The organism is Peribacillus aracenensis, from assembly GCF_025175645.1.
Classification (GTDB): Bacteria; Bacillota; Bacilli; order Bacillales; family DSM-1321; genus Peribacillus; species Peribacillus aracenensis.
In genome coordinates, this window is the sequence record NZ_JANZMJ010000019.1 from 93,045 (window position 1) to 105,739 (window position 12,695).

The window sequence follows — 12,695 nt, forward strand, 5'->3', positions numbered from 1 at the left end:
AAGGAGACTGACGATTTTCTTTTATCATGGAAATAAGTAATCCTATCTCGGCATTAATCTTCAATATCTGGGTTTTTTCATTCCTTTTGCCGGGTCCATAAATCTGACTGGTTGTTCTGAACTTGCTTACAGAGACGCATTCGCTCCTTATTAAAAGGCAACCGGAAAAGGGCATCTTTTAAATCCTTTAATCTAAGTGGAAAAACAGGACTTAGATAAGACCTTTCTAACGGAGAAAAAGGCTTAACAAATGGGACAAAGCAAAACCAAAATATACTGCAACATCCAATGTCCTAAATATTGGATGAATAAAATAAAAGGAAATCGGATTAAATGAATAGTAATACTCATCTGATAGACGGGAGTAGTGAAAGAAGTAAGGGCCGATAATGCAACGACAATTAACAGCACACTACTGGTTAAGCATACGTCTACAGTTGATTTAATCCTGATAATAAGTAATCTAGTTTAGACTAGATTGTTTTTGGACCTATGTTTATTTCCATGTAAGAGGGTGAATGTTCACTAAAAAGGAGCAGATAAGCCCAAGGCTGGATTTCGAATTAAGGGGATTAGTTTTTTTAAATCAAAAATATGTGTTTGTCAATATAATGCTTGATCGCTGTTTAACGCCAAAACTCCTTAGTTACAGACCTATTTTTCTATTCTTAACTGGTTCAAAGTGTTGTGGGTTCTAAGCACTATCGGCAGAACCTTTTTATATTTTATGTATTTTAAAAGTAATCTCGATAGAATATATTTGAATATCGGAATCCAAAATAGCTATATATTCACAATTTGTATTTAGTAGGATATATTGTTCATTATGTCTAGATTCAAGAACCTAGACATATTTATTCCTTTGAAGATTTACAAAGCACCTTTTTTCATTGAATAGAGGTAGTTGTGTTAATATATCCCTTAAAGGGGTACCGCCACATCGCTATCAAGCTAAGCTCATACAACGTCAATTATAGTAGAGATTGTTTCTTTTTTCTAAAGGTTATGTGTAGGGAATTTAAAGATTTGCATACAAAATAAACCCTAACGGGTTTCATTTTTTTGAATTAAGCCGCTTGATTATCAGACATGGTATAATTGTAAACGATACCTAATATATCAAAGACTGTTTTCTTCTCGTACCGATGAGATTTTCTCCCGTTTTGCTGTAGGAGGTTGAACAGGCGAATTAGAATCTTTGATAGCTCTTGGGTGTCTTTCTGTATAGCTTGAAAAAGAAGAAGAAAGTAATCTTTAATCATATAAATGGCCTTATATTCACTCAGTTCTCGTTTCTTTTTCATAAGAAGTAATTGCCGCATTTGAAACATGGTAGAAGAACAGAGTAGAATGGCAATCAGTTGCCCATACAAGTGGCATTCCAATCGTTCTCGTTTTATCTTTTTACAATGATGAATATGAAAGAATGATTTCCACGTTTTAAATAAAATTTCGATTTGCCAACGTAAAGAATACCAATCATGTACTTGTCCCATCGGGACAATATCTGTAGGAGTATTTGTCATATATACATTGATACCGCTAAGTCGTTTACTACGAGCAGAATACTTCATTCCTTTCTTTTTTTCTCTTACAGTTTGATCTTGTAATCGTTTTTGTTGTTGTTTTTTTGTTAGTCGATGAACAATCACACGAGTTGGTACTTTATCAGTCATTCCTACATAAGCTTCGGATATTTCACATGTTTGTCCTGGTTGAAGAGAGTTCATTAAAACCTCCATATCTATCTGGATATACTCTGTACCTTTCTTGATTCTGCCATCTTGAAAATAATCAGGGTTAGGATTTTGTTGATAAATACGTGTATTCGATTTGATACGTGAGATATAATAAGCCTTTTTATCTTGTATATGTTGAAGATCTTTCAAATGAAAATAACCTAAATCTCGGATACATAAATCATTCGCTGTTACAGTTGGGACGCACAAAGAACCGTAGGTTCGATCATGTTGTTTACCTGGTCCTGTATGAATATGGAGAAACTGTCCACTTAAAAGGTCATATTCAAGTTGAATTTTCACACCAGCCTTATGGCTACAACCTCCTGCACCAGGATAGGCCGATGAAAATACATCTGGAAGTTGAAATGCAGTGGAATCTAAGATGCGAATACGCTTGAAAATACAATTATATGGAAAAGAAAATAACCTAGATGAAGATAATTTTCGGTTCAGAAGTTTAGCTAATACTTGTTGTAGAAACTGCACGGCTGCGGCGTTAAATCTTTGATTTAGTCCTTCAGGACTTATGAGTACTTCTGTTGATGCTTCTAAACAACTACATAACTGGGTTAAGGAAGTGTTTGCTACACTTTGGCTTATCCATACGCATAATGCTATTAAATCTTGTGCTCGATACTTACTTGTTCGCTGTACAAACTCAACATCTCTAGCTAGACTCTGCAAGGTATTTGGGGATAAAAGACTCTGAATCTCCTGTGCAAATAGTTGTAGTTCGTCAGATACTGAAATAGACATACAAAAAACGCCATCCTTTCCTATGATTCTACAGAAAGAATAACGTTTTTCATTTTGAGGGTATTTCTTTTTGTTAGCTTACCTTTTCACTTTAAGGAATACCGATTGTTTTAACATGAAGGGAATGTGATACAACTTCTGCTTTTCCTGTTCAATAAGTAAAATCCGAAATCGTAAATCGATTTCGGATTTTCATTTTAGAAATGGTCAAACTTTTTAAAGTTAACATATGGCTTCTTTTGGAGATTGTATATTTAATAATTTTCCACATTATTTTTGTGAACTCTTAGCAACAGCTGTTACTATTCCTAAACTAATGTATGTTCCACCAGTTAGCCAATTTTGAATTTTTGTTCTCATTGGACTACCGTTAATCCAATTTCGAATACTGGAAGCAAGCAATACATACATACTATCGCTAACAAAAGCAATTACAATAAAAACACTCCCCAAAATCAAAAATTGAAATGGAATCGATCCACCTGTAGGCGAAATAAATTGAGGAAAGAAAGCTAGAAAAAACAGTGCAGTTTTAGGATTAAAGATTCCTACTATAGCAGACTCATAAAAAACCTTCGTTAACTTTTTGTGATTGGTTTTAGTAGTATTAAAAGTAGAAGATTCTTTCGACGAAAGCAATGTCTTACACCCCAGATAAATAAGATATACAGCTCCTAGTAGTTTTATTGCATTAAATGCCGTTGAAGATGCCATAAGAATTGCAGACATTCCAACTGCAGCAGATAAAGTATGTACTGCTGCACTTGTAGACATCCCTAAAACTGATACTAGTCCAGCCTTTTTACCTTGATCAATACTTCTAGCAATAATATACAAAACTGATGGACCTGGAATAACTAATAATAGAACGACTGTAACTAAAAATAACCAAAGATTTGATAATTCCATTTACTATACTCCCCTTTTGTAGGAAAAATAATCCAATTTGAAGTATTATATAGGGGTTCAATTAATTTTCTCTCCTATTAATGAATAAATATTCAAAAAGGACGTGGGATGAATATTATCATAATATATAATTCTAATCAAGTCATTTTTGATATTACATATTTATTTATCTCTATACACTTATTAATCTTCTTAGAAGTATTAAAGTGCTTATTAATAGAAATTTCCTTCAATAAACTTTGATATAATATCCATACATAAAATAGACATTTAAATTGTCTAAATATGCAATATGTTATACATGTATTTTAATGCAATTTGAATGTTTTAACTTACAATTTATTGAAGAAGGACTGAATCACATCGCCATCAAGTTAAAAATTTTCAATACCCCAGAACGAAATTTTTTATCTTTGATAGCAACGAAGCTTATTTTTATCATTTTGGGGGTACTTCAAAATGTTAGCTTGATAGTGATGGGGTACCGCCACATGCCCATCAAGCTAACAAAACTGGTTACCCCCAAAACGAAAAAAATGAGCTAAATTCTCATAAACAACTAGAGAGAGAGAAAATTTTAGTTCTGGGGATACCTTAAAATATTGGATTGCTGGCTATGTGGTGGAACCCCTTATTGAAAAATGGGTTATAAAAGAAAATCCCTGGTGAGAGTCTGTATGATTTTAACTGTTAAGGTAATTATTGTATAATGAGGGTATGACAAACTAAGCAGGGTTGGTCATACCCCCTTTTTTATTTTTTTTAGGTTCTTTGTTCACTTTCCGAAAAGTCGAGCAAAGAAGCCTTTTTTCCATCTAAAAGTTATAAGTTTTAGAGATTAATGAAAATACTTAGATTCACTTATGTCACTTTAAGAGATAAAATGCACACTTTTTAAATGCTATTTTGCACTATAAGTAAATATAAAAAGCCTAATTTCTCATTAAAATTGAGAAATTAGGCTTTTTTCGTTGCTCAACAATCGCGCCCGATTGTTGAAGATCTTTAATGCTTTCACTTGTTAAACTAACATATCCGCCTTTTCAAGAATACTTATTCACTAATTAACTATTACCTAGCTTTGTGGAATAAGAAAACACTGATTTTATGAACACTTTAATCCTACAATAAGAACTCAATAAAATATTATAAAGGATAAACTATTTATGTAGAATGTTCCCAAAATGGGCATATTGATAACAAAATCAATTTTATAAGAGTGAGGGTTTTAATTATAACTGTATCCTTGCATTGGAGTTAGCTCAAAGGTTTATTATAGTTTATATAAGTAAGGAGGAATATTCGATGAATATTAAAAAAGCAGCTGAGATGTTTGATTTAAGTGTTGATACACTCCGATATTATGAACGAGTAGGTGTTATCCCACCTGTTCACCGAAATGCAAGTGGATATCGTGACTATACGACGAAGGATTTGAATTGGATTTATTTAGCTAAAAATTTGCGTAATGCCGGATTATCGGTTGAATCCTTAATTGAGTTTGCCCAGTTGGCCCAATTACGAGAAACGCAAAATGTAGAAGAAGCTCAAAAACAGATTTTATTTGATCAGTTGGAGGAGCTGGATAAAAAGTTAGCCGTAATGCAGGAAGTTAGGGATTTACTAGTTTATAAAATTGAAACTTATGATGAGCATCTCGCAAAATTCAAGACAGGTGTAATGGCACCTTATAAAGTTGAAAAATTGTGGGAACGAAAAAAATAAAACTTTTTCCTTGCCATGGACTTAACTCCAAGGTTTAGGATAGGTAATGTAATCAAAGCTAGAGGAGGAAAACAACATGCAAACAATCAAATTAAACAATGGTGTGGAAATACCACAATTAGGGTTTGGAGTTTACCAAATTCCATTGGATGAAACAGCTGAAGCAGTTTATCAAGCAATCAAAGCAGGATATCGTTTGATCGACACGGCTTCTATTTATGGAAATGAAAAAGAAACGGGTGAAGGTATCAAACGAGCAATTGACGAAGGGCTTGTTACACGTGAAGAACTTTTTGTAACCTCTAAGTTGTTTATTTTACAAGCACCGGAATCTAAAGCAACTGAGACGATTGAACACTCACTTGATACTATGGGGCTAGACTATCTTGATCTTTATCTAATTCACCAACCTTATGGCGATGTTTATGGAGCATGGAGAGCAATAGTTACAGCGCAAAAAGCAGGTGAATTGCGTGCAATTGGTATTTCAAATTTCAAATCAGCTAAGATGATTGAATTTGTTGGGCTGAATGAAGTGAAGCCTCAAATCAATCAAATTGAAGTGAACCCTTGGAATCAGAGAATTGAAGATCAAAAATGGCATGAAAAATATGGTGTACAAGTAGAAGCTTGGGCTCCATTTGCAGAAGGACGTCACGATCTATTCACAAATCCTGTATTAGCAGAAATCGGAGAACAATATGGCAAAACTGTTGGACAAGTCGTGCTTCGCTGGTTAATGCAACGAGGAATTGTTGCATTGGCTAAATCTGTTCGTCCAGAACGAATGGCTGAAAACATTGATATCTTTGATTTTGAACTTTCAAAAGAAGATATTGAAAAAATAGCTGCTTTAGATATGAAAGAATCAGCTTTCTTTGATCATGATGCGCCACAACAAGTTGAATGGTTCATGAATCGCATGTTGGACACAGAAAAATGATGAAAAATATCCTTATCATTGGTGCAGGCGGTCAAATTCCAGAAGTGCTGATACCACTTTTACAAGAACAAGCTGATCTGAAACTAACATTGTTTGGTCGTCATGCAACTAGTCTACCCTATCCGAATGTAAAAAAAGATTTCTGGTGATGGGGGGAATGTATCAGATTTGGTGAATGCCATGCAAAACCAAGAGATTGTTTATATGAATTTTGACAATAAAAAAATTACAGGAACAGTCATTGAAGCAATGCATAAAACTGGCGTTAAGCGTATCATTCAAGCAGGTGTATTAAGTGTATATGGCGAAGTTGCGGAACCTTTTGCCACATGGAATAGCCGAATGATGGGCGGATCGGTTGCTCATAACCGCGGAGTAGAATCACTTGAAGCAAGTGATTTAGATTACACTTATATGCGGATGACTTGGTTATATAATGGCAAACGAAAGGATTATGTCGCAAGCCCAAAAGGAGAACCATTTTTAGGCGCTCAAATTACAAGATATGCAATTGCTCAATTTGTTATCGATAATATTACAGGCAAACGAAACGATATCCGAGCAAGTATCGGCTTATGGGAACCTGGCTCAGAAAATAAACCAAAACCTGATTTTTATTGATTTAAGCAGTGTATGATGTAAATCAATCAGCAGAATGAATAGAAAAAACTGTGACATAGTCCATTATTTGTACTATGTCACAGCCTTTTTATGGAGGAAAAACACAGTACAAAGGTGGAGATTTAGATAATTAAGAAAAATTATATTTTCTTGCTAATAACAGTTATATGCGTCATTATCGTCGGTTTCATTATTCTACCAAAAACAATAAATCAGAATGAAAAGGAAGGAACAACCATAAAAAATTCAAAAACATTGATTGTCTATTATTCAAGGACGGGAAATACTAAGGCAGTTGCTGAACTTATCAAAGAAAAAGTTGGTGGAGATCTCGTACAAATTGAAACAAAAGAGTCAAGACCAACGGATTACAGAATGGAAGTAGAACAAAATGCGCAAGAACAAGAGAGTGCTACCCTACCAGAATTAAAAACAATCATTACTAATTTTGAGAACTATGATCGTATTTTTATCGGAGCGCCCACATGGAACATGGCTTTGCCTCAATCGGTAGTTTCATTTTTAGATAGTTATAATTTTAAGGGGAAAACGGTGATTCCATTTAACACGAATGGCGGTTACGGTTCTGGTTCAACCTTTAGACAGATAAATGCTGGTGCTAAAGGAGCGAAAGTTCTAGAAGGATATACTGTAAAGGGCGGAGAAGAAACTAACGGTATCATGCTTGCAATTAAAGGTAAAAATAAAGCTGAGGTATCAAAGGAAATAGATACTTGGCTAGAGAGAATTAAACAATTAAAGAAATAGAAAGAAGTTAAAAAAGTTGAATAAAGAAAAATTTGGAATCACCTTACCGATTACATTACTATCCTACTTTTTGATATTAATGGATAACTCGATCATTTTTACTAGTTCAGTACAGATAGGAGAAAGCCTGGGCTTATCTGCCGCAGCACTTTCATGGGTATCAAGTGCGTATACGCTCACATTCGGAGGCTTCTTACTTCTAAGTGGACGGCTTTCTGATTTGCTGGGAAGAAAACGTATTTTTTTGTTTGGGCTGTTCATTTTTGGGATCAGTTCACTAATCATTGGTCTATCAAGAACACCTGAGATGGTGATTGCTATGCGTGCCATTCAAGGGATTGGCAGCTCGATTATTGCACCTACAACCCTCGCATTAATCATGGATGCGTATCAGAACAATATGAGACAGCGTGCTATTTCTTATTATGGCGCAACAGCAGGAATTGGTTCGAGTGTCGGTTTATTAGTTGGCGGCGGGTTGACTAGCTTGATTTCTTGGCGGGCTGGTTTCCTGATAAATGTACCGTTCACTCTTCTTCTGTTTTTCTTAACAGTAAGGTACGTAGAAAATTCAGAACGACGAAAAGAAAGCATTGATTATCTAGGTAGTTTATTATCAATCACAGGATTAATTGGTATCATATATGGATTGACAGAAAGCAAAGGTATATTCGTCATTGCCGGTATGATTATCTTAGGCTTATTCATTTTCTGGGAACGAAGCGTTCCATATCCCATTTTGCCATTATCACTCTTTAAAAATAAGATACGATCCGGTGCATATGCCACACGGCTTTTATTTATGATGGCAATGTTGCCATTTTGGTTCTTTTTACCGCAAATGATGCAGAGTCAATATGGCTTTTCGGCCTTACAATCGGGTCTGGCATTTTTACCTCTGACAATCGTCAATTTTATCATAGCCATGCAATTACCACGATTAACCGCAAAATTTGGAAATAGCAAAGTTTTACTTGTTGGTGAGATAATATTAGTGGCTGGGTTAATTTTACTTGCTTTCTCTAACCCAGCCAATGGTTATTGGCGTACTATTCTCATTCCTATGTTAATACTGGGTTTGGGGCAAGGACTGATTTTAGCACCGGTCACCTCAGCAGGCGTTCATGAAGCGCCAACTGAACTGGCTGGTATTGCGAGTGGCGTTACAAATACCATGCATCAAATTGGCGGGCCAATCGGCTTATCTTTAATTGTCTCGGCTACTAATGATTTTTCTATTGAAATCTGGTTCATGACGTTATTTACACTCGCTTCTATACTGGTGGTTGCTATTTTTGTGAATGAAAAGAAATATTGATTACTTCTGAACAGAGCAAAAATGATTAATTTAATGATAAACAAAATAAATCCCTGTCTATCTTTATCTTGGCAGGGATTTATTTTTTTAAAATCTTTGACATTGACAAATAAATATACAGTGATTAAAACTATTAGCTATATGACAAAAAGATGAACTAACATTTCACCCAATAGATCCCGCCTAACATTAGTACCCCCCTCTTCTCAAACCTTATTCATAATCTAAACAACATAATGCTAACATATTGGTTATTATATGGATAATTATTATTAACCTTCCAGTTGTAGCTTTAGAACAAAGTTTGAGCAATAGTATACTTCTTATTAAGCTAATCTGCTCAGTTACTTTAAGTACAAAGTTTCACAAAACTCCTACCTAGATATCTAGGTGTTATTCAACAATATGGCCCCATTTGTGGAACAAAGTTAAAAAAGCACACATTTCATAAATAAGTTATTATTTGATCCAAAACTCGTCCTTTTCTGAACACACCACTGTTCGATTTGAAAAGGACGTTTTTAATTGCCTTTCTCGTAACAAAACTTTGTTCATTATTCTACGTTCAATAACCTATCTCTTTTTATCTTATGTTACAATAAATATAAGAGGAAAAAAAGAAAGAGTGATTTGAGTGTTAATTGGATATGCACGTGTGTCGACGGGATTGCAAAATTTACATTTACAGATGGACGCTCTTACGCTATATGGCTGTTCCAAATTTTTCGATGATAAAATGAGTGGGGCAAAAAGACAGCGTCCTGGTTTAGAGGAAGCACTTCAGTATGCACGTGAAGGCGATACGATTGTAGTATGGCGATTGGATCGATTAGGACGCAATATGCAAGACTTAATTCAAATTGTGAATAACTTAAATGGACGTGGTGTGGGCTTCCACAGTCTACAAGAAAATTTAACAATGGAAAAAAGCAATGCCACAGGCCAATTGATGTTTCATTTGTTTGCGGCATTTGCGGAATTTGAACGTAATTTAATTGAGGAACGTTCGGCTGCCGGACGAGCTGCAGCTAGAGCACGTGGTCGTCTTGGTGGACGTCCTGAAAAATTTGGACCGAAAGATATTGAAATGATGAAGTCCCTAATTGAAAATGGTACACCGATTAAAGACGTCGCAGAAAAATGGGGCGTATCTCGAACAACGATTTATCGCTATTTAGAAAAGCAGTAAAAATGAAGAAACCCAGCTAATCCTTTGATAAAAGCCCATACCGGTGTGAACTTCAATGATTCCCTTTTCGATGTCCTAGAACGTGCTGTCAAATACCTGGTCGCTGTAGGCAAGGTATTTTTCAATCGAAGTCAGGACAATTGTGAAGTCATTATCCAGTTCTTGTTTCAGCGTGCTGTGGGGATCATCGTTAAATCCGATGTCGTATTGACTCGACCAATAAAAAAACACCTCGTAAACGAGATGTCTTAATGGAATAAAATTAAAGAGAAACTTTAAAATTCGTCTGCGGAGCTCCAGGGGCGAGCAATGTGAAATCCCAAGTGGAATCTACCGTTGTTCGGTGAAGCGTATTATAACCACTGGAAGTGGCCGAGAACATATAGAATTCGTGAGCTGGAGCTTTATCATGAGATCCATTCACGTTAAATGTGGTCTTTGTAAGAACCGCATCATAGTAATACGTAATGTTGGGATAGATAGCACCAAACGGAATGCCTACATCATGATTCACTCTCCAACGCATTTTTGATGTAGTAACAATATCTTTTGTTACTTTGATACCGCTTGTGCTTGCTTGGTCTTCTTTTATAACTTTCGTACATGCACTTGTATCACACCTATGAGATTTTCCAGTTTCTAAAAATGGAGTCATAAAAGGCATCCAAAATCCTACATTGACTTCTGTGTTTGTACGAAATTTTGTTGAATATGGATCATACCCACGATTATCCCCTTTTAACCAATTCCCGGGAGATAAAAAGTCTATGACAGATTTTTGCGGTATAAATGTGGTATATCTAAAAGAGTATTCTTCGGATTTAGGGATCGCCCTTGTGCCTATAGTCGACGATTCTTCACCTTCAAAGACGGGTGTTTTTTCGGTTAAAGAATTTTTATCAATTGAAGGAGTATCAACCAATTTTGTAAGCATGCCTTTTGTATTATACAATTCGTGAAGTTGTGCCGCGTCAGGTGTACTATTTTGTTTTTTAATTTCTTCATTTATTTTTTCTTTTGTACTTTCATCGACTTCGGATTCCGCTACAATGTCATATGTATAGCGCTTATCCGGCTCAACATTTGTATCAACAAACTGTAATTCTTTTGTTTCTCCAATTTTTTTAGAATCTCTAAATATTTCATATATGCCATCATTATCCGGAAGTGCGCTCCACTCTAATGACACAGAGTTAGCCGATGTTACGGATTCAACGTAGCTATTATTTACTTCTTCTTTCATCAATAGGTCCTGACTATCTTGCTCACTTGAAGCAACAGACCTCATCTGAGGTGATTTTGTTTGAACGATGTCCTCATTTTTATTGGTCCTTACGTTAATCACATCTTCAAGTTTATTATTATTATAGACACCTATTTTATAGCGTTGACCCTCTTTGATATTCTTATCTACAAAATTTTTATCACTACCTTTGTAGACTAGCTTCCCCTCTTTATACAATTCATAAAAATCAGCATTCTGATTAAATTGAAGTGTTATAGATTCGTTTGAATAAATGACATCGACATTGCTTTCAGCAGAAGCTGAGTTACCACCATAGACAAAACCTGTGAGAACAAATGGTAAAACTAAATACTTGGGATTAAATCTTTTTCGATTTAAAAGTGAATATAACTTCAAGTTTCTTCCTCGCTTTCCTTATATTGGATATAACATTTATAATATAACATAAAAACATGTCGAAAATGGTACAATTATGGAAAAACGGTATAATAGTCATAATAGTGTAATAAAACACAAAGGGTGGATAAAAGATGAAAAAATATTTCCTCACATTATTGTTATCTAGTATTACTTTTGCTCACATTTATATGATTGCTACTATCACGGAAGGGTCAATTAGTGGCTATTTGCCATTAATTTTCGTAGTTTCTGGATTCGTCTTCCTAATTTATTTAGTCTCAGCTTTTCCGTTCTCTCTGTTATTAAATCGCAGAAAAAAGCCATTTAGCATTATTGGTCTAATAGCCTACCTATTAATTACTTTTTTTGTGATTCAAATTATAGACCGAACCTTTTTTGAGAGAATTATTTCTATGGAATCCAAAATGTTTATAGCCGAAGGTTGGATTATGTATGTAATATGGCTAGGGTTAGGTCTTAGTTACTGGTTTTGGAATTCCGTTTTTGTCTTAAAACGATACAATTAAAAAAGTTTTTAGTACGCACCACGTTTTATAGATTTCCGTATGACGGACGAAAATGGTAAAGAAATCACCTCGCATTCAGGTCCTGTTACAGGTAAACGCCATAAGGGGATAATGGTGTTTAATGGGCAGAATAAATTTGACCCCGTCAGTGAGGGTGTCAAAGAATTGACGATCACACCTTATTTAGCACTTCCAACGGATGGAGGAGGAGTGGAATTTGACGAAAATGGTGAATCTAAAGAGTTAGAATTTAAAGGGGATTCTTTACAGCCTGTCGAGTTTGAATCTTTTAAAGTGAAAATACCTCAATGAGAACCTAAATGAATCATCCAAGAGCTTTGTTCATTGTTAAAAGGAGAGCTGGTACTTCAGCTCTTTTTCGTGCGCCCGGCATGGGTGCAATCTATAGGGTGAAAGTCCCGAATCATGAAGGCAGTAGTAGTGGTTAGCTTAATGCAAGGGTGTCCACGGTGACGTGGAATCTGAAGGAAGCAAGCGGCAAACCTCCGGTCTGAGGAACACGAACTTCATATAAGGCTAGGTATCATTGGA

13 protein-coding genes are annotated in these 12,695 nt (G+C 35.3%); 9 read left to right on the forward strand and 4 right to left on the reverse strand.

All coding sequences use genetic code 11. The features are described 5' to 3' along the window. Positions 1-243 precede the first annotated feature (243 nt). The 3 genes from N0M92_RS18450 to N0M92_RS18460 all read right to left on the reverse strand — a co-directional run bounded on the left by N0M92_RS18450 (position 244) and on the right by N0M92_RS18460 (position 3,407). A complete protein-coding gene (locus N0M92_RS18450) occupies positions 244-411 on the reverse strand; it encodes a spore germination protein (protein WP_260287203.1) in 168 nt (55 codons plus the stop codon). A 656-nt stretch (positions 412-1,067) separates the two neighbouring features. Next, the gene (locus N0M92_RS18455; protein ID WP_260287204.1) at positions 1,068-2,498 is read right to left on the reverse strand and encodes an IS4 family transposase; all 1,431 of its coding nucleotides are present in this window, start codon (positions 2,496-2,498) and stop codon (positions 1,068-1,070) included. A gap of 270 nt (positions 2,499-2,768) precedes the next feature. After that, positions 2,769-3,407 (reverse strand): LysE family translocator, encoded by a 639-nt coding sequence (locus N0M92_RS18460; RefSeq protein ID WP_260287205.1) that lies wholly within the window; start codon positions 3,405-3,407, stop codon positions 2,769-2,771. A 1,305-nt stretch (positions 3,408-4,712) separates the two neighbouring features. Between N0M92_RS18460 and N0M92_RS18465 the strand changes: the two genes are divergently transcribed. The 7 genes from N0M92_RS18465 (at position 4,713) to N0M92_RS18495 (ending at position 9,971) form a co-directional block, all read left to right on the forward strand. Next, the gene (locus tag N0M92_RS18465) at positions 4,713-5,132 is read left to right on the forward strand and encodes a MerR family transcriptional regulator (protein ID WP_260287206.1); all 420 of its coding nucleotides are present in this window, start codon (positions 4,713-4,715) and stop codon (positions 5,130-5,132) included. 76 nt (positions 5,133-5,208) lie between these two features. After that, positions 5,209-6,075 carry an aldo/keto reductase gene (locus N0M92_RS18470; RefSeq protein WP_260287208.1) on the forward strand — a complete coding sequence of 289 codons (867 nt, stop codon included), beginning with the start codon at positions 5,209-5,211 and terminating at the stop codon, positions 6,073-6,075. Next, on the forward strand, positions 6,072-6,224 hold the full coding sequence (locus N0M92_RS18475; protein WP_260287209.1) for a Rossmann-fold NAD(P)-binding domain-containing protein: 153 nt from the start codon (positions 6,072-6,074) through the stop codon (positions 6,222-6,224). The genes N0M92_RS18470 and N0M92_RS18475 overlap by 4 nt, the downstream gene beginning before the upstream one ends. A gap of 22 nt (positions 6,225-6,246) precedes the next feature. Then, complete coding sequence (locus N0M92_RS18480; protein WP_260287215.1) at positions 6,247-6,696, forward strand: NAD(P)H-binding protein; 450 nt, start codon at positions 6,247-6,249, stop codon at positions 6,694-6,696. Positions 6,697-6,846: 150 nt separating this feature from the next. Beyond that, a complete protein-coding gene (locus N0M92_RS18485; RefSeq protein ID WP_260287210.1) occupies positions 6,847-7,464 on the forward strand; it encodes a flavodoxin in 618 nt (205 codons plus the stop codon). A gap of 16 nt (positions 7,465-7,480) precedes the next feature. Next, the gene (locus N0M92_RS18490) at positions 7,481-8,782 is read left to right on the forward strand and encodes an MFS transporter (protein ID WP_260287211.1); all 1,302 of its coding nucleotides are present in this window, start codon (positions 7,481-7,483) and stop codon (positions 8,780-8,782) included. A 634-nt stretch (positions 8,783-9,416) separates the two neighbouring features. Beyond that, entirely contained in the window at positions 9,417-9,971 is a 555-nt protein-coding gene (locus tag N0M92_RS18495) for a recombinase family protein (protein WP_260287212.1), read from the forward strand. Between the two features lie 262 nt (positions 9,972-10,233). Here the strand turns inward: N0M92_RS18495 and N0M92_RS18500 are convergent, their stop codons facing one another. Next, on the reverse strand, positions 10,234-11,613 hold the full coding sequence (locus N0M92_RS18500) for a DUF3238 domain-containing protein (RefSeq protein ID WP_260287213.1): 1,380 nt from the start codon (positions 11,611-11,613) through the stop codon (positions 10,234-10,236). 134 nt (positions 11,614-11,747) lie between these two features. On the opposite strand from N0M92_RS18500, the gene N0M92_RS29475 reads away from it, so the two are divergent. Further along, a complete protein-coding gene (locus tag N0M92_RS29475) occupies positions 11,748-12,143 on the forward strand; it encodes a UPF0715 family protein (RefSeq protein ID WP_397443877.1) in 396 nt (131 codons plus the stop codon). A 27-nt stretch (positions 12,144-12,170) separates the two neighbouring features. Further along, complete coding sequence (locus N0M92_RS18505) at positions 12,171-12,455, forward strand: DUF5643 domain-containing protein (RefSeq protein ID WP_260287216.1); 285 nt, start codon at positions 12,171-12,173, stop codon at positions 12,453-12,455. Positions 12,456-12,695 lie beyond the last annotated feature (240 nt).